Source organism: Picosynechococcus sp. PCC 8807, from assembly GCF_001693295.1.
Lineage (GTDB): Bacteria > Cyanobacteriota > Cyanobacteriia > Cyanobacteriales > MRBY01 > MRBY01.
The window spans coordinates 1,270,831-1,292,918 of sequence record NZ_CP016483.1; the positions used below are offsets into that span (position 1 = coordinate 1,270,831).

The window sequence follows — 22,088 nt, forward strand, 5'->3', positions numbered from 1 at the left end:
CTTTACCTGTGATGCGTCACCTTGCTCAAATTCAACGTCATCCCCAATCGACTCAGCTTCAACTTGTGTTTGTGGCGCAAGAGCAGCCTGACGGGAGTTGGCTCATCCATGACCAAGGCGATCGCCCCTCCATGGTTTATTCCCAAACGGAATTTGCTGTGGGGGCACTGGTTTTAATTCAACTTGATAAACAGCGACAATTGGCCAGCATCCAAGACGCGACGGACTGGCTCTTGAATGTGGTGCACCATTATTTTGTCCCAGGCAAAATCACCCCGGAGTTTGTCCAGCAAGAACAAAAAAAATAGAAACTTGGCGGCAAGAAATGACGGCCCAAAGCCAAGACTTTACCCGTCGTCAACTCGAACTAGAGGTACGCCGAGAGCAGCTAGAAGCCCTGGAACAGAAATTGTCTGACTCCTGATTGGTTCGTTCAATGTTGAGCGTTTATGTTGGATTTTCTTGTCGCTGCTGCCGTCGTTCTGCGAGGGAAATGACTGTTGCTTCGCCGTTTTCCCTGGCGATCCGCACCAAAAGTCCCGTCAGCATCAAACTAGAAATAATTGAACTGCCACCATAGCTAAAGAGGGGCAAGGGTAAACCCGTCGTCGGTAAAGCTCCCGTTGCCACGCCAATGTTGAGCAAAGATTGACCAATGAGAATAAAGGTGGCCCCAATGGCAATCAGTCGGTGACGGAGCACAGGCGATCGCCAAGCCACATAACTCCCCAAAGAGGCATAGGCGAAGAGTAACCCCAATAGTCCCAAAGAGCCAATTAAACCAAATTCCTCTGCAAAAATCGCGAAAATAAAATCCGTGTGTTGAATAGGCAGAAAGAATAACTTTTGCTGGGATTCGCCAAAGCCTAAGCCCCAACCACCACCGGAGGAAACCGCCAGCAAACTTTGCACCAACTGGTAACCTTCATCCCGTGCAGCGCGGAAAGGGTCAAGGAAAAACGTCAATCGCTCCCGTTGATAACTATTAACACTAATACTCGCTAAGGCCGCCAATCCCCCGACACCAGCGGCTCCCCCCAGCAATAGCCAGGGAATACCTGCGGCCAAGGCAATAAACCAGATCGTCATACCACAAAGGGCGGTGGTACTTAGGTTGGGTTGCTTCAAAATTGCCAATAAAATCCCAGCAAATAAGCTCAACCAAACAGCTCGGTGCCAAATTTTTAACTGACGCCAACGACTAAAGACATTTGCGGCTTCTAAGACCAAAAAAGGCTTTGCAAACTCCGAGGGTTGTAGGGCAAATCCGGCAATCCCAATCCAACGGGAAGCGCCCCATTCTTCACTGCCCCGACCAAAACCGACAATCGTCAGCAGAATGAGTACAAAAGAAATTATTAAACCGCCGAACGAAATCAAGCGAATTTTTTTCAGGGGGACGCGGGCGATCGCCCCAGCACAGATCAAACCGGCGATCGCCCAAACGATTTGCCGCTTGACATAGTACCAACCATCACCATTTTCGACGGCTGCCACCGGATAAGAAGCGGAAAAGAGGGTGACTAATCCAAGCCCAAGCCACAACAAAGTCAACCATCGCAACAACCTTGCCTCCAAGGCCCAATGCTTAACCTCAGTAAAATACGTCAAAAAATGGTGGAGGAGATCTTTGTTAGCCAACACGTTTTAAGGGTAAAAAATGCTTCCCTATTATCGCAAAGGATGCTCGATCCTAGGGTTGCTTCTCCTGGACTTTTTTGCAAACTTATTGATGAATTTTTGATATTGCTTACCGTAGGCTATTGGGTGACAAATACCGATTCAAGAGAAATGACTCTTTTTTTTCCTAAGCCGTTGCCGGAATTTCAACCTCCAAACGTGCCGCTGTGACAGCACTAAAGGCAAAGGCCATCACCAACGGTAAAGGGCAATGCCAATAATAAGTAAAAATACCTGAAACTAAGGTCACCCCGGCGGCAAAAGCCAACCAACGTTTTTCATCTTGGGTAAAACCTTTTTCCGATTTAATGAGGCGGAGAATTTCTCCAGGAATGGGTTCGGGCATCACGCCATTTGGCGGAAAAGCCCAATAAAAATTGGTACTGACTAACGTTGGATCTGTCCAGCCATTGCCATCACACCACTCTTGAATCCACTCGTCGCAATAATGCCTCATACTCATTTGTTCCTGCTGATTAATTCTGTAATGTCTATTGATCTGGCAAACAATAAACAATTATTTAAGATTTGATGTTGTTTTATCTGTTCATTCCCAAAGACAATTCCAAACACAGAACGTCTTGAAGAATGGAATTTCATCCTATCAACTGAAAAACCAAAGGCGATCGCCAAAGAAAGAAAAGTTTAGATAAAACAATTGAGTATAATTACCTATTCTCTAGGACTTAAATATCTATTCTCACATCAAAAATAAAACAACTCATCTTTAAGAGAATCAATTTCTCCGTGATTAATCTTGCTGGCGATCGCCAGATCTGAAATCAAGGCCTGGACAAAAAATTACGCCATCTGTAAAGAAATGTTGCAAAAATCGACGGTGCTTGTTACAATTTTTAACAAAGCTCACTCCAAGATTTTACAGATTTCCATTCCAGTGGATCTGTCGGCAAAGTACCATGCGCCGTCTTGACATTGAGTTTCTCCTCTCATACAGCAAGCTCAAACTGACCAGCCCTGAAGCTTAGGCTGGTTTTTTTATGTGTTGGCGTAATTGGTTGTTAGCCTAGCGGTGTTCAGAGCCATCGGGCATCATCGCCCCAGTCAGAATGACCCCAGCAAGATTTGTGCTGCTAATTTCAGCACGGATCAAGTTCGCCCGGGTTAAATCTGCTCCCATCAGATTGGCGCGGGCAAGGTAAGTATCAATCATTTCAGCATCGATTAATTTGGCCTGGGAGAGGTTGGTGCGACTGAGATCCGCCCGGTTGAGACGGGCATTGGTCAAATTGGCTTTATTGAGTTTGGCGCGATTGAGGCGGGCACCAGGAAGATTAGCCCAGGTAAGATTGGCTAGGCGAAGATCAGCATCCTCCATCAACGCCCGCTCAAATTTCGCATTTTTGAGATTAGCTTTAACGAGGTTTGCCCCAATCAAATTCGCTTCGGTCAAGATTGCGTTTTCTAAGTTGGCCCCACTGAGATCGGCTTCATGGAGATCGGCCCGTCGGAAATTAACACCCTTGAGGTTGGCACCACTTAATTCGCCCCGGGCGAGGTCGGCACCTTGGAGGTTTGCCCCCTGTAGATCGGCTTTCCGGAGGATGGTGCCCCGCAGACTGGAATTATAAACTCGCTTTTCTTCCCGAAGATTGGCTTCCCGCAAACAGACCCCAGAAAGATTCGCTCCGCTTAGGTCTGCCCCCCGGAGATCTGCTCCCATCAGGTTGGCGTCGAGTAAATTTGCCAGGGTCAGGTCGGCGTTGGTTAAGTTAGCACCAATTAAAACAGCACCATGGAGATCAGCGTTATGAAGTTCTGCCAAGGTTAAATTGGCTTGGTTGAGGTTAGCGCCGCTGAGGTTGGCATTAATGAAATTGGCTTGTTTTAGATTGGCCCGGCTGAGATAGGCAAAAATCAAAATTGCGTTGTGGAGGTCAGCATCCTGGAGATTAATGCCGATGAGATCTGCCCCCCAAAAGTTCGCGCCATCGAGTTGGGCTTCTGGGAAATGGGTTTCTCCAAGCGCATATTTAGCAATGAGTTCTTGGGGGGTCATAGGTCATGGACGGGGGGATTGGTGAAAGTCGTCACGGCTTGAACAATGGCTCCGGCGGCCTGGAGATGTTCGTTGGCGTCAAAGAGTGACCGGGCGATCGCCGAAAGTTTGATTTCCAGGGCCTTGAGACTAGAGGCATCCCGCAGCACTTCGGATAATAACTCATCAAAATCACAGGTACGCAACATTGACCAGTCTTTGCCACTGAGGTCAAAAGGATGATGGACGACGGAAAACAGCAAAATTTTCGTGCGGAGGGGATTCGCATATTTCATCACCTCCAGCTTAAGTTCGTAGATGTTGAGAGCCGCCGCAAAATGCTTTTTTTTCGGTACTGGAGCAGGCGTAGGGGCCGGCATTGGTCGAGGGGGGCCGGTGTTGAGCAACATCGTCTGGGTCATCTGGGTCTCTGGATCTAGCGCCAGGGTTTGATTTTCACTGAAATCAAGATCCATCGACTTGGCAGGCTTGGGAATGGGGAGCTCGTCAATATTAAAAGCCATGGTCTGCTTATAGTTCACAGACTCTGGTGCTGGACTTGGGGCAGGGGGAGGGGGCGGCACCACTGGGGTGGAAACTGGCGCTGGGGGGTCTGCGGTGGGTTGGGTTAAACCCGTGGCAGAATCACCAGATTTGTATAGGGGGGCGATCGCCCCAAGAATTACATCAGCCAATTGGCCATAGATTTGTTGGCGGTTAAGCAGAGACACTAATTTGCGCAGGATCGTCTCAAATTGGTTGCGGGTGGGGTAGTTAACAACGACTTGGCGTAACAGGTTAGCCAAACTGTATTCTTCTAAAACCTGAAAACTATTTTCCCAACGCTTAAAACAAAGGGCATAGAGCAATTTTTTGATGCGAATATTCTCGCGGTGTTCTTCGAGGGTTTGCACCGCAACTTCTAGGTGAATTTCTGTAATGCTTTGGTGGCTATTCTGGCCAGCAGCAACAATACCCGTCGAAAGATCTTGATCTTCGCTTTCGTAGAGGGGGCTTAACTGGGTCAAGATGTCGTTGGCAAGGCGACCATAGGTAGCAGGCCGACTGAGGGTACTGACAGAGGTACTAAAGGCCCGCTGGAGTTCTTTGAAACTCAAGAACTGGTCAAGATTTTTTTTGACGATGCGCTCCAGGGAGAGACGTTGGAGTAACTGGGGATTACTTTCCCACCGATTGACAGCAGTATAAATTAACAACTTTTTGATGCGTTGGGCATCTGGGTGTTGTTCTAACTCTCGAATGATGGCTTGGAGAGAGACAGGGGGAGTCATAGGTTGAGAAACAATTCCCACGGGAAACCAGCGTTTAAGGGGACAGGATTAAGGCAGCCAAAGTATTTATGCTTTCGATCTTACTTGTTTATGCTAAATATCTAACCGGATACCCCGCAATTCTTTGCCATGGGTGGCCAGTTGTTGGTTACTGTGACGCTGCACAGGTAATAATTTGGTTAACGGCTTGGCGATCGCCAATGACATTGATCACAGTTTGCAAATTTTCTGCGGTAAAACCCTGGGGACAATGGATTAGACAATAGGGGAGCCCCGTTTCCTGGAGCGCTTCCTGGGGGGCGGTGGTTTGACTCAGGGCAATAATTTGGGGGAAAGGTTCACCACCATAAACGGCGATCGCCTCGATGGCTAGTTGGAATAACCCCGGCTGAAAGCTGGGATTGAGTTGCCCATCATATTCAAACTTACTGAGCATCAACTGCAACGCATAGACCCGGTCAGCTTGAAATTGCCCCATTTGCGGTACGGATTTGGCCCGAAAAACAGGCACAAGTTCGCTAAACGGAATATCCACGCTCAACCACTGATCTGCGGTGGTCTCAAAGGAATAACTATAGCCAATGCCGTCCCAACGGTTTTCGCAGCGGGCAATAAATTTGTAGCGTTGGCCATCGCCCTTTACCCGGAGCCGGAACCCCGCATATTTAGATAGATCCCAGGGATTTGCCAAACTTTTGGTGCGTACCGACGCAAAACCGCCATTGTTATCGGTGGAGACATTACCTGTAAATAGCGCCCCAGTCGGGGTTAACCGCAATTGACTTTGGCTAACACCTCCCATCACCACGTCGTCTACTGCCCCCCACAGTTGGGCGAGGGCAGGGGTCGCTTGGCGAAAATTAAACAGTTCCCACTGGGGCGATCGCCATTGGGGATCTTGGCTCACCTGGGCGAGGAGAGAGTCTCTGGTTGTGGCGGCGAGATCAGCACAAAGAATAAGCATGGCCGCGCCACCTAGAGATTCATCAGCATCTTGTGCCCAATGGGTTTGGTAACTACGATCCAAAAGAGCTTGCACAAGGGTTCGATTTTCTGGGCGATCGCCACCCACCACTAAAATTTTTCCCATCTGGGCGCTGCCTCCAAATGTTTCATTATCCGCTGCCACGTTTTCTTGACCCAACCAAGGCTTAATCAGTTGACTCCCCGGCATAACATCGAACTGAATAAGGGTCTGCATAAAGCGACCGAAATCCCAAATTGCCATTGTGTTTCCCTCGGTTGCCGATCCGTTAGCCAAAGTGTAACGGGTTTCCCTGGGCGATCGCCAAAACGAGGCAATGATTTCCTTTCGTTAATGGCTCGGATGAATATAAGCTTTGAGTTGCGGCCAATGCTCCGGATAAAGTTCTTGGAGCACTGACCCCTGGGCAACTTCCAAATCTTGGTAGTCAAATCCTGGGGCCACCGCTTCCCCCAAAAGACCAAATTCGCCCGCTTCTAAAATGGCCGTTTTCCAGTAGCTCCCTGGTACCAGGAGTTGGGGCACTTCTCCCGCCGCCAAGTCAAAGCCGAGCTTTGTGGTCTGCCACTGGCCTTCCGGAGAAAGGGTATGGTAGGTGATCGCCGCACCGCCGTGGAAATAGTGCATGATTGGCGATTGGTTGCGGTGCAGATAGTCCATGGGCCGCGATTGACTGAGCAGATAGTAAATCGAGGTTAACAATTGGCGATCGCCTCCCGGTCTTTCGGTGGCCATGGAGAGTGTTGAGCGGTAAGTTTCCCGAAAATAGCCCCCTTCCAGATGGGGTTCTAGGCCCAAATATTCAATTACGGCTGCCGCTGTCAAAGTCATAAATTAAAAATCCCCTAGTGAAAACGAACGTGAAAATTAGCTCGAATTTTGTTTGACTTCAGATAGCGCCCGATCACAGAGATCAAACAAGCTAAAAATATTTTTAATTGATCATTTCAGGCAGTAAGACAAAATACCTAAAAATAAACTCTGATTTCGATGCAACTCTCAGAGGGTATTTATAAAGTAAAGATAAAAAAGATGAAAATTGGAAAAGATAGAGGCTAGATTGGTTGGTAACTGAGCGTTGTGGTGAGGCTTTGACCCATGACAGATAAAGTCTATCCTAGCGACCTGAGCGATGCAGAATGGGCCTTAATCCAACCCTTGATTCCCCCCGCCAAACCCGGTGGTCATCCTCGGACTACTGACATGAGACGGGTTTGCAATGGTATCTTTTATCTCCTCAAAACAGGCTGTCAGTGGCAATATTTACCAAAGGATTTCCCGCCCTCCCCAACGGTGTACTACTACTATCGAAAATGGCAAAGGAAAGGGGTATGGGAAAGCATTAACCATGCTCTGCGCGGCCTATGTCGACAACAAGTAGGTAAATCAGTACAACCAAGTGTGTTAATCGTAGATGCTCAGTCGATAAAAACGACGGAAAAAAGGGGGAGGTATTTGGCTTCCATGGAGGCAAAAGAGTAAAGGGAAGATGCCGGGGCCTGTTGGTGGATAGCTTAGGTCTGGTCTATAAAGCCATGGTGGCAGAGGGGAATGCCTCAGAACGAACCTTAGCAAAGGCGGCGGTGATGGAGTTATTAGAAACACAGCCAAAGTTGTTAGAGAGAGTGAAATTAATGTGGGTCGACGCCGGATATCGTGGCGAGGTCTTTGGACTGGGGATTTGGCTGATGATACAGGCGACAGTAGAAGTAATCAAAAGAGAGGGGCGAGAATTTCAGATGCTACCAAAACGGTGGATTGTGGAGCGAACATTTGGGTGGTTGAATTGGTATCGTCGTCTGAGTAAGGAATATGAAAAATTCCCCGAAGTATCGGAGGCGGCAATTTATGCTTGCATGACTCGCTTAATGCTACGGCGATTGGTTACCTAAAGATTTACTTTATAGATAGGCTCTCAGCAAATCGCAATATTTTTTTAGAAAATTAGTTACAAAACCACAGGCAAGTTAAAAAAAGCAAAATTCATTAAGTTTGCTTCTGGGAAACCTTAAATGTTCATTAGGGTTTATTTTTTCCAAGCAAGGTCGCCTCTATGATCAGTAGCGTAAGCAAGTTAGGTCAACGCTGCAAAATTACTTTTTCTGCCGTAGCTGTTTCTGCCAAATTTCTCTTGAGCAATCATATTTTTTCTCAGCCAGACCGACCTATTACAACTTTTATTGACTATTGAGATCCGTCGTATTTTTCCCTGATTTAGGCTCACTAAAGAGTCTTGAATTTTCTCCTCAAAAATCATTGTTTCCCTTGGTGACACATCATGATTCCGAAAATTTTAGTGATCGAAGATGAATCTGATCTGCGAGGTAGCTTGGTGATTTCTTTAATCGTTGAAGGCTATGCAGTGACGGGCGTAGGAAATGGTGCCCTGGGGGTTAATTTAGCGCGGCGACTAACACCAGACGTGATTATTTGTGATTTTCGCTTGCCCTGTCTCGATGGCCAAGAAATTTTTGGTCAATTGCGCCATGATCAATCCACCGAAAAAATTCCGTTTATTTTGATCAGTGCCGATGCCTTACCAGAATATTCTGTGCCACAGCCCGATTCTTTTCTCCGTAAACCCTTTGGTCGCCCCGAATTAATGGCTGCTGTACTGCAGGCGATCGCCAAGCCCCTAGCGTCCTGAAAGTTTCACAATGCCAATGCCGCCAAAATATAAGCCCAGGACGGCCCCAGCCAAGAGCGATTGGGTCATCGGATCTGTCGAGGGCGTAATCACCGCGCCGAGCACCACTGCCCCCAGAACGACAAAGCGCCAACCCTTGAGCATCAGGCTCGAAGAAACAATCCCCAGCCAAGACAAGATCATTTGCACCACAGGCACCTGAAACGCTAGCCCCGTAAAAAACATTAGACCCAGCACCAACTCAAAATATCGCTCAATGGACCAGGCCGCCTCTACGACATCAGCACCATAGGTAATGAAAAAATTCAAAGCCGCTGGAATCAGCGCCACGTAGGCAAAGGCCAAGCCCGCAAAAAATAGCACACCAGACCCCAAGACAACGGGAGCGAGAAGACGCCGTTCTCCCCTGGTTAGCCCCGGCAAAACAAACTGAATAATTTGGTACAGGATAAAAGGACTCGCCAGTAAAGCGCCGGTGTAGCCCGCTACTTTAAACGAGAGAAAGAAAAATTCGCCGGGGGCCACCTGGATGAATTTCACCCCAGCAGCAGGCGCTTCTAAGATCTGGACGATGGGTTTGACAAAAAAGAAACAACCGACCCAACCGACAACAACGGAAATCAGCGAATAAAAAATGCGCCAGCGGAGTTCTTCGAGGTGATCGAAAAAGGACATTTCTGCTTCATCGGGGATCTCCCGCATGGGATCTGGGGACTCGGTTGGGGGCATTTTACTTTGGGTCGAGGTCATGGTGAAGAAAGGTGCACAGCAGAGTTTTATTTTAACGGAGGTTTTTGGGGAAGTTAGGGGAAATCAGCCTTTCAGTTGGTGCACCCGCAGCCATTGTTCGGGGGTAATTTTGAAATTGGTACTGCTGGGCGTGTGGATAACATCGAGATCGCGCAGGATGCCATCAAATCGCAATTCTATCTTGCGTAGGGGTTGACCGAGGAGCTTGCGAATAAAGCGGATTTGGCTGCGGGGTTTATCGGCCCGGAGTCGCTTGGGATCCGTCCAATAGTCGCGGTCTTGAATGTCTTTGGGGGAAATAACTGTGGGGAGACTAATGATTTCGGCGATCGCATAAATGCCGGCAGCTTCACCGGCCATCCAAATTAAAACGCCATCACCGACTTGAATTTTGTTTTTGTAGCGGGTCACAAGCCAGGGCATTTCCGTTTGTTCACGGATGGCATCAAGTACACGATGATAGCGGGGGTTCCCTTGAAAAAGCCAATATGCCATCTGATCCAGATTGAGAAAATGTAAAGGATGCTGAGGAATACAATACCGCCATTTCCCCAATGCGGTAAATTCTTAGCAGAATGGTATAGCGCTATCAGCACAGTTCATCTGGATTCTTCTAGCCCATTACATCGGCAGATATTTTTATGGTTGCTCCCGCTTCAAACACAATTTCCACCAGGCTACTTTATCCGCAAATTGCATCTTTACTGATTTTTCAGGGGGTGTTTGCGGATCCAGTTGGTCAGACCTTTTTGGCGTTGTTAGAAAGCTTATATTCAGATCAAGCAGCCCAATCCTCCGGGTCAACGGCCAGTATTCAGTGCTTGCGACGCTATGGGCGCTGGTTTCAAGCTTTGGCGATCGCCGATGTGAGTTGGCAAGATTGGCTTGTGGGGCGCATTCTCCAGGACGATAATCCCTTTAGTCGTCAGGCCCAGGTGAAATCCCTAGGGGAAATGAGCCGTTCCCTCCAGGAAGCGGTACGCCATGACCTGACGATTTTGCACCAAGTGTATTCGTGCGAACCCGAAACCGTCCGCTATTGGGTCACCGTTGCGACCCAGGTCGCCACAACCCTCACCCCTTGGCGGCGATCGCCCATCAAAGATTCTGCTTTTCTCCATTCCCACGACGCTTGGCCCGACTCCCTGGAGCAGTTGGCTGGTTATTACCATCGCCATGGCGCAGGCCAGTTTAGCCAATATGGTGCGTTCCGCTGGGCTGAAGGAAGTTTGCAACCTGTCATTGATCCCGAATGGCTCCCCCTCGCCGACATTGTGGGCTACCCTGAGCCAAAAACTGCCTTGATTCGTAATACCGAAGCCCTGCTCCAGGGTTTACCGGCGTTGAATGTCCTCCTGTACGGGAGTCGTGGTTCTGGTAAATCTTCCCTGGTAAAAGCCTTGTTAGGGGCCTACTATGACCAGGGCCTTAGACTAATTGAAGTGGACAAAACAGGTCTGGGAGATTTACCGCAAATTGTGGAGATCCTCCGGCAACAACCCCAAAAATTCATTATTTTCGTTGATGATCTGTCCTTTGAAGAGGATGATGAAGTGTTTAAGTCCCTCAAGGTGGTGCTCGAAGGCAGTATCCGGGCTAAGGCAAGTAATGTGGTCGTCTATGCCACTTCCAATCGCCGTCATCTGGTGCGGGAATTCTTTGAGGAACGGCCCCGACCCAGTCAAGCAGAAGAAATTCACCACTGGGATACGGTTCAAGAGAAATTATCCTTTAGTGATCGCTTTGGGTTGACCCTGACCTTTGCCCCGGCTAATCAGGCCACCTATTTAGAAATCGTCCACCATTTAGCCCAAAGAGCTAGTTTAAATTTGGCTCCGGCTGAGTTGGATTTTCAAGCGAAGCAATGGGCCACCCGCCACAATGGTCGTTCCGGCCGAACCGCCCGCCAATTTGTTGATTTTTTGGTGGCAGAACAAGCCTTGAATTCGTCCCAATAGCCTGTGATGAAAAGACCCCAACGATTAAAGAAATCTTAAGGGTAGCGAAAATCGTCAAACCCAACACAGTTCTGGGCCAATTCTTAGTTAGAATAACAGCACCTTCTTTAACCACTTAATTTTTTAGTTTTTTAAAAACATTGGCTTCCTAACAATTGTGTTAGCAGGCCCTGACACCTATGGACTCCAGTGGCTCTCCCGGCAAACCTGCCGACCCTTCCCCCCGATGGTCTGATCTGCTTGGTACAGCGATCGCCCTTTTGACCTTGACCATTCCCCTACTGATTATTGGGTATTACTCCGACCGACCTGTCCAGAACCTCGCACCGGATCTCACCTCCTCTGTGTTATTGGAATAATCCTGCGGGCAAAGGAACCGCTTCTGTGTAGAATGCTTGAGGGCGATCGCCTCGCACTTTTTTAGAGTGTTTTAGGGCCGCCTCAACCCTTTGTTCTGGATATATTTGGAGAAATTACCCGTGGATTTATCTCGGATTCCTGCCCAACCGAAAGCTGGTTTGATTAATGTTTTGATCGAAATTCCCGGCGGCAGCAAAAACAAGTATGAGTTCGATAAGGATATGAATGCCTTTGCCCTCGACCGGGTGCTCTTTTCTTCGGTGAAATATCCCTACGACTATGGCTTTGTGCCCAATACCCTCGCCGATGATGGCGATCCCCTCGATGGGATGGTGATTATGGACGAACCGACCTTCCCCGGTTGTGTCATCGCTGCCCGCCCCATTGGGATGTTGGAAATGATCGACGGTGGCGATCGCGACGAAAAAATTCTCTGTGTTCCCGCCGAAGATCCCCGTTACAACGACATTAAATCCATCAAACAGATCTCCCAGCACCGCCTAGATGAAATTGCCGAATTCTTTGCCTCCTACAAGAATCTGGAGAAAAAAGAAGTGGAAATTTTAGGCTGGAAAGACATCGATGCCGTTGCGCCCCTCGTGGAAGAGTGCGTCAAAGCTTACAAATAGAGTGCTGTAAATTGACAATGTTTAAGGGTGGGCGTGTTCTTATTGGGATGCGCCCCTTGCTTTGGGTTCTAGGCCAAAACACCATGGAGAAAGATGTCGGCGATGCCTTCTGCCATTTCCCGGAGTGACTCTGGGGTGGCGTGGGGGTCAGCGATGGTCACGTCAGAAAAGCCGGCGATCGCAAACATCCCCAAAAAGACCTGGGCGACAATGTGGGGGTTCATTTTCCGGTAAATGCCCTTTTCCATGGCCGACTCGAAAAACGCCTCTGCAATACCCGTCATTTTATCGATCACTTCTGCCTGGATTTTTTCCTGGAGTTCTGGGTGGGCTTGGGTTTCAATAAAACAAACCTTGAGCAGATTTTTATTTTTGTGCATATTCAGCATCCGATGGCGCATCACCTGGGCGATCGCCTTGTAGCTGCCCATCTCACTCATTTCCGTTAAAAAATCCGTGAGGAGATCCATCCAGCCGAGGGTCGCCACTTCCACGAGGATGGTTTTTTTGTTGCTAAAGTGACGGAACAAAGTTCCCTCTGCCACCTGGGCCTTGGCGGCTAATTCCTTCGTTGTGGTTTTTTCGTATCCCTTTTGGGCGAATAACTGTAGTGCCGCCTTTAAAATTCGGTCCCGGGGCTGGTCTGCCGCGCAGTTCTCTGCTAATCCTGTCTTTGGCGATCGCTGCTGAAACATGACCATCTTTCCTACGTCCCATATACAGTATCTAACTACTTTTATTGTGTCTTAGGAGACGAAATCCCCTCCCTTAGCCTTCATAAAACTTGAGGTGCTCCCCCAGAAAATATTGAGAAACATTTAGTGACAGAAAAACAAACTAAGCGGGCAATTCATTATGGAAAATACAGCGAACTATTTTTGTACCTATTGTGGCGAAGAAAGCATTACTTTTGTAGATCTCAGTGGTGGTTTTTCCCAAAATTATATCGAAGATTGCCAAGTCTGTTGTCAGCCGAACCGCCTGTTTATTACGGTCGATGAAGAGACCCTAGAAGTAACCATTGAAACTGACATTACCTATTGATCCCCCGTATTTCCAAGCAAATCGACGGCCAATTAAGTATTAAATTTCCAGTCCCCAGCGATTAATACTGTTTAATTGAAATTTGTCTCCTTTGACCACAAAAAATATTTCAACAACAGCAAAAATACCGCTAACTATTACTATCGTTATTTTCCGAGTTTTGGCGGATGGTAGTGGCGAATTATTTCACTATACTGAAGTGGTGTGCCCGTCTTATTGCCACCATGGATGTCCCAACCAAAAACCAAAGTTCGATACCATCATCTGTCAAGATCTGCCTCAGCAGTGCCTTATTTTTGAGCCTTCCCCTCGCCGTTTCCGTGAAAGCCGAAGTTTACCAAGGGATTGATTTTCCCCAGGGGGCCAGCTCCTTTGCAGATCGAGTCGTGAGCTTGGAATACAACGGGGCCACCAATGTCAGTGGTGAATATCGTGACAGCTCCCGCGCCCTAGGCATTCCAGATGGTAACCACGTCTCCCTCGGTAATGCCTCAGATGAAATGAATTCTTCTGCGTTGATTGTGGAGTTCGTAAATAATCGCCTGGTGGACGTGCTAGGGCCAGATCTTTACATTTTTGAAGTGGGGCCAGCGGTGGAGGCCACCAACGTGGCGATTTCTATAGATGGACAGCAATGGTACGAGTTGGGGCGTATTCAAGGCGCTACCCGTTCTGTGGATTTAGCGAGGTTTAATGATTTGCCCCCTGGTGCCCAATATCGCTTCGTGCGCTTACGTGATTATCCCGACTGGCGAACAAGTGGTAGTCCCTACGGTGGCCCAGATATTGATGCCATTGGTGCCATTGGGTCTGTGGCGGCATCACCGGAACCAGTGCGGGTGCCCCCTGGTAATCGTCCCGATTTGTTTCAGCCTGGGCCTGGAGGTACGCTTCAACTGGGTGACAATGCCCAAGCTTGTCGCAACGGCAATGTGACCTTTCAAGCCATTGGCAATCCCCAAGTGTCATTGCGCTTTGAGCCAGCCCAAGGCTTTGTGACTGTTCCCTACATTGGCGTTATTAATCATCAGCAGCGGGGAGAGGTGGCCCGATTTGAATATTCAATTTCGGTGGGCTATCCCAGGGCCAATCTCATTTTGCAAAACAGTACAACGCCGACAGATCCCCCTAGCTTTCCCATTTACTTTTTCGATGGTCGTTTAATGCCGACCTATGGGGATGTGAAATCAGAGTATGCGGTAATCTCAGGGTTTGGCTCCTATGATCATTACTTTAATGTGGAGGGTGGTTCCCGCACGGGAGGCGGAGAAATTGGCGATGTGATGTGGCGTCAACAATGTTCGGGTTAGGGCAAGCACCTAGAGTCGAGGCAGGGGGAGACGATCGCCTTGAGGATCATCTAATAATAAAATGTGGCGATCGCCATCAATTTTTAGCCAGCCTTGCTGTTGAAATTCCTTAAAAAGTCGGGTGACGGTGACGCGGGTCGTCCCAATGGTATCGGCGAGGTGCTGGTGCGTGAAACGATAACGGAGCCGGGTGATGGTTGCTTCTGATTTGCCCATTTCGTCCTTGAGGAGCAGCAGCAAAGAAATTAAGCGGTCTTCAATGCGTTTGAGACCGGCGATCGCCAAAAGATATTCGGCTTGACGGAGGCGCTGGAGGGTTTGTTGGAGTAATTCCTGCTGGAGGCTGGGAGACTGTTTCACGGCTTTGGCGGAGTGGCGCACCAGACGACTGTCCACAAGGGCGATCGCTTCAATCCCTTCCAGTTTGGTCATAAATGATCCCCAAAAACTGCCCTTTTGCAGCCAACCCAATACCGTCACCGTTCCTTCGGGGGTATGGCTCCGGAGCTGCAACACGCCCCGTTCCACCTGCCAAATATCCTGGGAATAGCGGGGAATCACCTGACCCCGGAGGAAAGAATGGCAAATTTTTTCCGCAGCGTCCATGGGCTTACACAAGTCAAAGATTGGGCCAATAATAATTGCTGAAAAAGATAATTTTGGTTAAGGAATTATTGAAACTTTGCCCAGGATAAAGGAGGTAGTTAAATAAAATGTAATCATGAGTTTAAGGTTAATCTTCTGCAAAGCACCAAACCACGAAGAGAACCCCGACCCAAAATATTGCTTGTTGACTAAATTGAACGAGGGAGTTGAACCCCCAGTAGCCATAAATCACAGCAAATTGAGTTGTGACATAGGTTGTAACCAAAAAGAAAGCACTTAGTCCCAATAATAATCCAATCATTTTTCTCGAATTTTTATTTTAAGAAAGCCATGGTCATTATTTAGAATGTAGCATTACCTTGATGAAAATAGGCACATTGGAACACCAATCATTCTCTTAAAATTCACAATTAAAATATTGGTAATATCAGAGACAATTTGAGAGACTCGCATCATTTTTACCCAGAGCCATCAACATTTTTTGCAAAACCCGAAACAGCACTGGCTCTTGATCTTAATTTCTGGGCTTCGGGGCTGGTGGGAATAAGTAGTTTTACTTATCAATAATTGTTGTTGAGAATTAATAGCGAAAGAATTGGATTCGGTTCACTAAAACGTTTGTTAAAGCTTTAGCTTAGGTTAGCTAAAAAGATCATGATCCTCCAGGCGGAAAAAACCAGAAAAGCAATAGTGTTTTGATTAGCCTTTCTGATGATCAGCTTTATTTTTGTTCAAACCTTTATGGTTCTTGACTTGACGGCTACTCAAGGGCAATTTTCCGTCGCTATAATTAGTAGCTGTTTTAACTTGGTCTTAATTTAGATTAAGGAGTATTTATATTATGTACATCAAACGTTTTCTCTTGGTGGCGATCGCCTCTGTTATGAGCCTTGGTTTCTTAGGTGCTTGCGGCCCTGAGACCACTGCACCCACCGATGAAACCACCACGGAAGAAGTTCCCGCTGAAGGTGAAGTTACCGAAGAAGCTCCCGTTGACGGTGAAGTAACTGAAGAAGAAGTTCCCGCTGAAGGTGAAGCGACTGAAGAAGCACCTGCTGAAGGCGAAGAAACCGCTAACTAATCATTTGGCGATCGCCTAGCACTTGGCTCCTCAATCCCTAGCTGGTTGGGGGGCTTTTTGATGGGTTCGCAAAAGTCAGGGGCGAAAAATCCTAACGGCGCTTAATTGCGGGGAGCATACATCATGACCAAAACCCCGGCGATCGCCAAACCACAGCCCAGCCAATCGTAGTTATCGGGACGAACTTGGTCGATACGCCAGCCCCACAGCAACGACAAAACAATAAAAATACCGCTGTAAGCCGCATAGACCCGACCAAAGTGAGCCGGTTGCAGGGTCGGAATCACGCCGTAAACCATCAGCAGTAGCCAGCCCAAAAGGGCGACGGGTAAACTTTTTCCTTCCCTAAGCCAGAGCCAGACGAGATAACCGCCACCAATTTCAAACAGCCCCGCCAGCACAAAATACAGCAAAGATTTGAGGATGACGCTGGTCATTGGGAAAGCTCCTGGGCAATTTTAATCAGTCGTTTTTCTGTACAAACATAGTCTAAGGGCACGTCCCAGGGATCGTTGGGCAGGGTTGGCACAAAGCAACATTCAAACACAATGCCCACTGTGGTGACGGGTTGGGGTAGGGTGGCAAAAAATCGATCATAAAATCCAGCGCCGTAGCCGAGGCGATCGCCCGTTTGACTACAGGCAAGGGCTGGTACTAGCACTAGATCAATGGTCGTTAGATCAATTAAAGGAGCCGTGGCTTCCGGTTCGCGGATGCCAAATTTGCCCGGTATCAGGCGATCGCCCATTTGGTAATGGTGCCAAGCGAGATCGTCCCCGACACAGCGGGGTAATCCCCAGGTTTTAGGAGCACTCAGTAAGGCTTGTAAACAGGGCTCTCGGTGGTGGGATAGGTAGCCCAAAACTGTTGTGGAATTTTGCCAGAGCAAGCTGTCCTGGAGTTGCTGACAGATGGCGGCATTGGCCTGTTGCCAAGTTGATTCAAGCAGCGATCGCCGCCGTTGTTTAAAGGTTTGTCGTAAGTGGGTTTTTTGATCCATATCCATGGATATACCAGACCCATCACTACCGCTGCAATAGGGTTCTGATAGGCTAGAAAGCGTTTTTGCGGGGGGATCAATTCTTGCTTAGGAAATTCTGGGTTGTTGTGTTAATGGGAAAAGTGACGCCATGATGGAAGCACAGGTACACCAAATCCTGGTGGCGATCGCCCGTGAGCAAAATACTAGCCCCTGGCCCCACCATTTAACCCTGGCCCGGTTAGTGGCGCGGGGATTACGCTTAGGTCGCTCTGCTCTAATTCAAACCAGAACGGGTATCGAAGACTATGCCCTCAGCTATCTGACCCCTGCCCTCTTGAGTTCAGAGCCTGTCACCATCGTTGTCCCTCAGCTATTGTTAACTTGGCTCCAGGCAGAGGAAATCCCTCGCCTACAGCGTTTACTGGGAACCGAGCGCCCCATTGCCATCCTTGAAACCGGAGACCAAACCCAGCCCAGCGCCATTACGCTTTTAACCCCTCCCCAATGGTTCGGAAGAATGACTGGCGATCGCCCCCCGGCCCCCGTGACAACGATTCTTAATCCTGTCGATGAGCTATGGCAGTGGGCCCAAGATTTTTACCGTTGCCAGCTGCAACTTGCCGATTGGGAAATGCTCAAGCAACAAAACCCCGGCCAGCAGGATTTTATTCAGAGCCAGCACGACCAATTAAAGGCACAACTACTGCGGCGATCGCCGAATCCCTACCATTGCTATCCCCTCGACCCAGACAATCAACGCCGTTTGGCCACCTGTTTTCAACTCCCCCACCTCCCCGCAGCTTGGCGTACCTTTGCGGCCACCTGGCAACACCGTCACCAGTCACCTCTCTGCTGGGCGCACCTCCACCAACGGGACGGCCGATTTTCTCTCCAAGTAGCTCCTCAAACCCTTAACCAAAGCCTTGCACCCCTCTGGCAACGGCAGCCGACTTTATTGATTGGAAGCTTTCTCGAACCCCAACGAGAAGCCCCAAGCTTTTGTACACAAATTGGCCTCAACCCAGACCAGCTCACTTGCGTAGACTTTGCGCCCCCCCGTCAACAGGATCAAGTGCGCGTTTATCTACCAGAACAGCGCCTTCCCTTACCCAATACCCCAGAATTCCAAGGGGAACTATTGCACCAACTGCGTCATCTAATTCGCCGCCACCCTCACCAGAAGCGTCCCATTGTTTTATTAATTAACGACGTGCCCCTCCAGGCACAGATGGGGGCGGCCCTCGCCGCTGAGTTTGGGTCGCGGGTCAAGGTAGAAACAGCAAATCCCCAAGCCGATAGCATTTTGATCTGTGGTTGGGCCTTTTGGCGGCGGCTCACGGATCCCTTGTTCTATGGTCAATCCGTGGGCTTCCCGTTACCTCAACTGATGGCGATCGCCACCCTCCCTCTCCCGTCCCTAGAAAATCCCCTGGTGGCAGCCCGCGTCGCCCAATACAAACAAAAACGCCAAGATTGGTTTCGCCTGTACCTACTCCCCACGGCCCTCCAGGAAATGCAACGGGCTACCTATCCCCTCCACCAAGAGCAAAGTGTAATCGCCATCCTCGACAACCGCATCAACCACCGCGCCTACGGTCAACAAATCCTCGATGCCCTCCAGCCCTGTTCTGTGTGTAATTACCTTGAACCCAACTGGCTAGGAAATTAATTTTTGAAGGCTCAAACAAAAGTCAATGCCTTTGTAACAATTTGCAATATTTCGTAAACTTATGTTAAGATTATTAATATAGACAAACAAAACAGGCAATTTTATGGTTACCAACTTTAATTACAAACCCGAAAATCTCTTCACCCCCGTTATTTTCCGTAAGGACTTCAGCAACGCCACCATTTCCGCGACCCAAGCTTGGTCTCTCTTCTTCTCGGCGGGTCAAGAAGAAAACCTCTTTGGCCAAGAAAAAGAAATTGGTTGGTTCTATAACAATGTGTTGTTAGCCGGTGGTGTCGCCTTTGCCCTCGCCGCAATCTTCTTTAGCGCGCCCCTATCTCCTCTGTTCTAGATCTCCCTAGACTTGTGCTAAAACCTAAACCCCCAAGGCAGCCCCGTGGCTGTCTTTTTGTTATGGTGAAGGCTTGATTCACAACGTAAAGTTAGGTGGCGATGGCTCCTCCGATTCACAGCACGACAAATCCTTGGGATCAGAATTTTCAACCCTACACAGACATTATTGATGTGCGATCGCCAGCGGAATTTGCCGAGGATCATATTCCCGGTGCCGTCAACTTTCCGGTATTAAGTAACGAAGAGCGGGCCTTGGTGGGCACCATCTACACCCAGCGATCACCCTTTGAAGCCCGTAAAATTGGGGCCGCCCTCGTATCTCAAAATATTGGCCGTCATTTAGAAACGCATTTTTTAGAGAAGCCCAAGGACTTTCATCCCCTTATTTACTGTTGGCGGGGCGGCCAGCGTTCCCACAGTTTCGCGACGGTACTGAGCCAAATCGGTTGGCAGACAACCCTGTTAACGGGGGGCTACAAAACCTATCGTCAGTATGTGCGCCAAGCCCTTGCCCATCTCGGAACGACCCTGTCTTTGCGGGTACTCTGCGGCTATACGGGCAGCGCCAAAACCAAATTACTCCAAGCATTACAGGCAGAACAGTTTCAGGTTTTAGATTTAGAAGCCCTCGCCGCCCACCGGGGATCTCTGTTGGGACAAATGTGGCAAGAAACCCCCCAGCAACAGCCTGCGCAAAAGTGGTTTGAGTCGCAACTGGTGGCCCAGCTCCAAGCCTTTGATCCCAGGCGACCGATTTGGGTGGAGTCAGAAAGTAAGACCATTGGCAAAATCCATGTGCCGAAACCCCTCTGGGAAAATATGCGGCGATCGCCTGTGGTGGAAGTGGTTTTACCGATGGCCGAACGGGTTAAGTTACTCATCGCGGAATATCCCCACCTCATCGAACATCCAGCGACCCTGAAACAATTGCTCAGTCACCTCGTACCCAAATATGGCAAGGGCAAAATCCAAGCCTGGTACAACTTAATCGATGCTCAACAATGGCCAGAATTTGTGGAGGCAATCCTCGAAGCGCATTATGACCCCACCTATCGGCGATCGCTGCCCCGTCATTTTCGCCAACCCCAACAAACCATTCACCTCAATGGGTTAAACGCCGCTGACATTCAGAGCTTTATCAAGACTCTTGGCTCAAGGTAATAGAGATTTAATACAGCTAATAAAAATCCCCTGCTGCGGGGATTTGTTATGTCTCAAAACAATCTAGATCAAGTCCCAACAATTAGGGAGTACGCTGTAACGTGGCATTTTCTTCTGGGATAATCGCCCCTTCGACGGGACAAACCTGAATACAAATGCCGCAATCGATGCACACATCAAAGTCAATCCAGTACCAATCGGTACCTTTGGCATTTTTACCGGGGCCATCATGGATACAAGCCACAGGGCAAGCTTCGACACAATCCGCGATGCCTTCGCAAACGTCAGTCACAATGGAATGGGGCAAGGGTTTTTCCTCAAAGATGTACTGCTTGTTGTTACTGTTTGTAACCGATTCCTTGCAAGAAGATCAACGTTTCGCTATTTCTCCCCAAAGGATGCTCCGGAATATTGCTCTTCGCTACGGGGACAGGCGATCGCCCCCAGCCCAAGCCTCAAATTTATCGACTATGCTTAAAACAGCACGCTTGATGACACAGGACTTTAGACTATGGCAGGCTTCAGTGATTTAGTACAAAAAGCTTTTTACCTTGGGGTCGGGGCCGCTTCCCTCGCTGCCGAAAAAGCAGGGGCAACGATCCATGATCTGCGCGAACAGGCCCAGGTCATCGCCGATGAGATGGTGCAAAAAGGGGAGATGAACGCCGAGGAGGCCAAAAAATTTGTCAATGAAATGGTCAAGCAGGCCCAACAGCGGGTGCCCCAAAGCCCAGAAACGACAACAAGCTCCAACAGCGAGACCAAAGAGCCGCGCCGCATTGAAATCCTTGACGATGACGAACCCGAAAACACCGACGCCATGGACGAAGCGGAACGGCTCCGACGGGAAGTGGAATCTCTCCAAGCAGAACTGAATAATTTGAAACGATAAACGTAGCTGTTTTGGAAATGGATGACTGGAAATAACGATGTCTGATGCCTCTTTATCACCCCAAACCCCGGAAGTTTACACAGGTTACTACGGCGAATTTACGATCACCGCTGCCGATCGCCAGGAAGTTTTTCTTTATCGTCTGGGGTTGGCGATCGCCGCTGGTGCCTTTAGCTTTGGTACTGTTTTAGCTATTGCTTTAGACGATCAGGGTTGGACGCAGGGATTAATTTCTGGACTATTCGTCGCCTTTTGTGGTGGTCTGGGTCTCAGTTTGGCAAAGATTCATATTTATCTAATTCCTCTACACCGACTGCTCCAGGGCTTTTGGCTTGTGGGCTGTGGTGCGGCGATCGTCTTTGGTCTCATTTTTCCAGAACCGCTATTCGTCACCGCTTTAGAAAAACCCCAAACCCTCTGGGGCATTGGCTTTCTTTTTGCCGCCTTGACGGGAATTTTCTTTAAGGAGGGTTTTTGTTTTCGGCGTTTGGAAACAATGCTTTTGACGCCTTTGGTGCCATTCCTGTTACTCGGTCATCTAACCCAGCTTTTACCTCTAGAAGTTGCCCAAATTGGGTTCAGTCTGTGGAGCGTTTTGTTTGTGATTTTTGCGGCCCGGAAATTTACACAAAAGCCCGCCGATGATATTGGTGATAAAAGTGTATTTGACCATCTCAAACAAACCCAATAAT

General features: G+C 48.7%; 28 protein-coding genes. 15 read left to right on the forward strand and 13 right to left on the reverse strand.

The features are described from left to right. Positions 1-11: 11 nt before the first annotated feature. A complete protein-coding gene (locus tag AWQ24_RS06150) occupies positions 12-308 on the forward strand; it encodes a hypothetical protein (protein WP_052349601.1) in 297 nt (98 codons plus the stop codon). A 139-nt stretch (positions 309-447) separates the two neighbouring features. Here AWQ24_RS06150 and AWQ24_RS06155 read toward each other — a convergent pair whose 3' ends face one another. From AWQ24_RS06155 to AWQ24_RS06180, 6 genes are all read right to left on the reverse strand, one after another. Continuing rightward, positions 448-1,644, reverse strand: coding sequence for an FtsW/RodA/SpoVE family cell cycle protein (locus AWQ24_RS06155; RefSeq protein WP_065716284.1), 1,197 nt, complete (start codon positions 1,642-1,644; stop codon positions 448-450). Between the two features lie 163 nt (positions 1,645-1,807). Continuing rightward, entirely contained in the window at positions 1,808-2,137 is a 330-nt protein-coding gene (locus AWQ24_RS06160) for a hypothetical protein (protein ID WP_012306840.1), read from the reverse strand. A 567-nt stretch (positions 2,138-2,704) separates the two neighbouring features. After that, entirely contained in the window at positions 2,705-3,697 is a 993-nt protein-coding gene (locus AWQ24_RS06165; protein WP_012306841.1) for a pentapeptide repeat-containing protein, read from the reverse strand. Further along, entirely contained in the window at positions 3,694-4,968 is a 1,275-nt protein-coding gene (locus AWQ24_RS06170; protein WP_065716285.1) for a hypothetical protein, read from the reverse strand. Before AWQ24_RS06170 ends, AWQ24_RS06165 begins: the two co-directional genes overlap by 4 nt. A gap of 148 nt (positions 4,969-5,116) precedes the next feature. After that, positions 5,117-6,196, reverse strand: coding sequence for a CIA30 family protein (locus tag AWQ24_RS06175; RefSeq protein ID WP_065716286.1), 1,080 nt, complete (start codon positions 6,194-6,196; stop codon positions 5,117-5,119). A gap of 87 nt (positions 6,197-6,283) precedes the next feature. Then, positions 6,284-6,784: a cupin domain-containing protein gene (locus tag AWQ24_RS06180; protein ID WP_065716287.1), complete on the reverse strand. Its 501-nt coding sequence runs from the start codon at positions 6,782-6,784 to the stop codon at positions 6,284-6,286. 267 nt (positions 6,785-7,051) lie between these two features. On the opposite strand from AWQ24_RS06180, the gene AWQ24_RS16045 reads away from it, so the two are divergent. Then, a protein-coding gene (locus AWQ24_RS16045; RefSeq protein WP_157096829.1) for an IS5 family transposase occupies positions 7,052-7,845 on the forward strand; the annotation gives its coding sequence in 2 pieces (ribosomal slippage) (positions 7,052-7,385 and positions 7,385-7,845; 795 coding nt in all). Positions 7,846-8,231: 386 nt separating this feature from the next. Beyond that, positions 8,232-8,600: a response regulator gene (locus tag AWQ24_RS06200; protein ID WP_065716289.1), complete on the forward strand. Its 369-nt coding sequence runs from the start codon at positions 8,232-8,234 to the stop codon at positions 8,598-8,600. On the opposite strand, the gene tatC is transcribed toward AWQ24_RS06200, so the two are convergent. Together tatC and AWQ24_RS06210 are read right to left on the reverse strand one after the other, a co-directional pair. Then, positions 8,589-9,350 carry a twin-arginine translocase subunit TatC gene (gene tatC / locus AWQ24_RS06205; protein WP_012306846.1) on the reverse strand — a complete coding sequence of 254 codons (762 nt, stop codon included), beginning with the start codon at positions 9,348-9,350 and terminating at the stop codon, positions 8,589-8,591. The genes AWQ24_RS06200 and tatC overlap by 12 nt on opposite strands. Positions 9,351-9,413: 63 nt before the next feature. Continuing rightward, a complete protein-coding gene (locus tag AWQ24_RS06210; protein ID WP_065710519.1) occupies positions 9,414-9,845 on the reverse strand; it encodes an EVE domain-containing protein in 432 nt (143 codons plus the stop codon). 146 nt (positions 9,846-9,991) lie between these two features. On the opposite strand from AWQ24_RS06210, the gene AWQ24_RS06215 reads away from it, so the two are divergent. The 3 genes from AWQ24_RS06215 (at position 9,992) to AWQ24_RS06225 (ending at position 12,297) form a co-directional block, all read left to right on the forward strand. Then, positions 9,992-11,308, forward strand: coding sequence for an ATP-binding protein (locus AWQ24_RS06215; protein WP_065716290.1), 1,317 nt, complete (start codon positions 9,992-9,994; stop codon positions 11,306-11,308). A 179-nt stretch (positions 11,309-11,487) separates the two neighbouring features. Further along, a complete protein-coding gene (locus AWQ24_RS06220) occupies positions 11,488-11,667 on the forward strand; it encodes a hypothetical protein (protein ID WP_030006310.1) in 180 nt (59 codons plus the stop codon). Positions 11,668-11,787: 120 nt separating this feature from the next. Next, positions 11,788-12,297, forward strand: coding sequence for an inorganic diphosphatase (locus AWQ24_RS06225; RefSeq protein ID WP_030006311.1), 510 nt, complete (start codon positions 11,788-11,790; stop codon positions 12,295-12,297). Between the two features lie 68 nt (positions 12,298-12,365). On the opposite strand, the gene AWQ24_RS06230 is transcribed toward AWQ24_RS06225, so the two are convergent. Continuing rightward, positions 12,366-12,992, reverse strand: a complete 627-nt coding sequence (locus tag AWQ24_RS06230) for a TetR/AcrR family transcriptional regulator (RefSeq protein ID WP_012306850.1) — start codon at positions 12,990-12,992, stop codon at positions 12,366-12,368. Positions 12,993-13,152: 160 nt separating this feature from the next. On the opposite strand from AWQ24_RS06230, the gene AWQ24_RS06235 reads away from it, so the two are divergent. Continuing rightward, entirely contained in the window at positions 13,153-13,341 is a 189-nt protein-coding gene (locus AWQ24_RS06235) for a CPXCG motif-containing cysteine-rich protein (RefSeq protein WP_065716291.1), read from the forward strand. Between the two features lie 224 nt (positions 13,342-13,565). Next, positions 13,566-14,651 (forward strand): hypothetical protein, encoded by a 1,086-nt coding sequence (locus AWQ24_RS06240; RefSeq protein WP_065716292.1) that lies wholly within the window; start codon positions 13,566-13,568, stop codon positions 14,649-14,651. Positions 14,652-14,660: 9 nt separating this feature from the next. Here AWQ24_RS06240 and AWQ24_RS06245 read toward each other — a convergent pair whose 3' ends face one another. Continuing rightward, positions 14,661-15,257: a Crp/Fnr family transcriptional regulator gene (locus AWQ24_RS06245; protein ID WP_065716293.1), complete on the reverse strand. Its 597-nt coding sequence runs from the start codon at positions 15,255-15,257 to the stop codon at positions 14,661-14,663. Between the two features lie 841 nt (positions 15,258-16,098). Here AWQ24_RS06245 and AWQ24_RS06250 point away from each other — a divergent pair. Beyond that, positions 16,099-16,338: a hypothetical protein gene (locus AWQ24_RS06250; protein WP_030006316.1), complete on the forward strand. Its 240-nt coding sequence runs from the start codon at positions 16,099-16,101 to the stop codon at positions 16,336-16,338. Between the two features lie 101 nt (positions 16,339-16,439). Here the strand turns inward: AWQ24_RS06250 and AWQ24_RS06255 are convergent, their stop codons facing one another. Together AWQ24_RS06255 and AWQ24_RS06260 are read right to left on the reverse strand one after the other, a co-directional pair. Beyond that, the gene (locus tag AWQ24_RS06255) at positions 16,440-16,775 is read right to left on the reverse strand and encodes a YnfA family protein (protein WP_065710523.1); all 336 of its coding nucleotides are present in this window, start codon (positions 16,773-16,775) and stop codon (positions 16,440-16,442) included. Then, a complete protein-coding gene (locus AWQ24_RS06260) occupies positions 16,772-17,344 on the reverse strand; it encodes a 5-formyltetrahydrofolate cyclo-ligase (protein WP_232318883.1) in 573 nt (190 codons plus the stop codon). The genes AWQ24_RS06255 and AWQ24_RS06260 overlap by 4 nt, the downstream gene beginning before the upstream one ends. Before the next feature lie 124 nt (positions 17,345-17,468). Here AWQ24_RS06260 and AWQ24_RS06265 point away from each other — a divergent pair, with 124 nt between their 5' ends. From AWQ24_RS06265 to mnmH, 3 genes are all read left to right on the forward strand, one after another. Next, entirely contained in the window at positions 17,469-18,989 is a 1,521-nt protein-coding gene (locus tag AWQ24_RS06265; protein ID WP_065716294.1) for a helicase C-terminal domain-containing protein, read from the forward strand. 103 nt (positions 18,990-19,092) lie between these two features. Next, the gene (locus AWQ24_RS06270; RefSeq protein WP_012306858.1) at positions 19,093-19,341 is read left to right on the forward strand and encodes a hypothetical protein; all 249 of its coding nucleotides are present in this window, start codon (positions 19,093-19,095) and stop codon (positions 19,339-19,341) included. A 101-nt stretch (positions 19,342-19,442) separates the two neighbouring features. Next, positions 19,443-20,504: a tRNA 2-selenouridine(34) synthase MnmH gene (gene mnmH / locus AWQ24_RS06275; protein ID WP_065716295.1), complete on the forward strand. Its 1,062-nt coding sequence runs from the start codon at positions 19,443-19,445 to the stop codon at positions 20,502-20,504. A gap of 82 nt (positions 20,505-20,586) precedes the next feature. On the opposite strand, the gene AWQ24_RS06280 is transcribed toward mnmH, so the two are convergent. Beyond that, complete coding sequence (locus tag AWQ24_RS06280) at positions 20,587-20,811, reverse strand: ferredoxin family protein (protein WP_012306860.1); 225 nt, start codon at positions 20,809-20,811, stop codon at positions 20,587-20,589. On the opposite strand from AWQ24_RS06280, the gene AWQ24_RS16230 reads away from it, so the two are divergent. The 3 genes from AWQ24_RS16230 to AWQ24_RS06290 are packed head-to-tail and all read left to right on the forward strand — an operon-like array spanning position 20,803 to position 22,087. Beyond that, on the forward strand, positions 20,803-20,982 hold the full coding sequence (locus AWQ24_RS16230) for a hypothetical protein (protein WP_157096834.1): 180 nt from the start codon (positions 20,803-20,805) through the stop codon (positions 20,980-20,982). The genes AWQ24_RS06280 and AWQ24_RS16230 overlap by 9 nt on opposite strands. Before the next feature lie 33 nt (positions 20,983-21,015). After that, positions 21,016-21,396: a phasin family protein gene (locus tag AWQ24_RS06285; RefSeq protein WP_012306861.1), complete on the forward strand. Its 381-nt coding sequence runs from the start codon at positions 21,016-21,018 to the stop codon at positions 21,394-21,396. Between the two features lie 37 nt (positions 21,397-21,433). Beyond that, a complete protein-coding gene (locus tag AWQ24_RS06290; protein ID WP_065716296.1) occupies positions 21,434-22,087 on the forward strand; it encodes a DUF2301 domain-containing membrane protein in 654 nt (217 codons plus the stop codon). The last annotated feature ends 1 nt before the right edge of the window (position 22,088 follow it).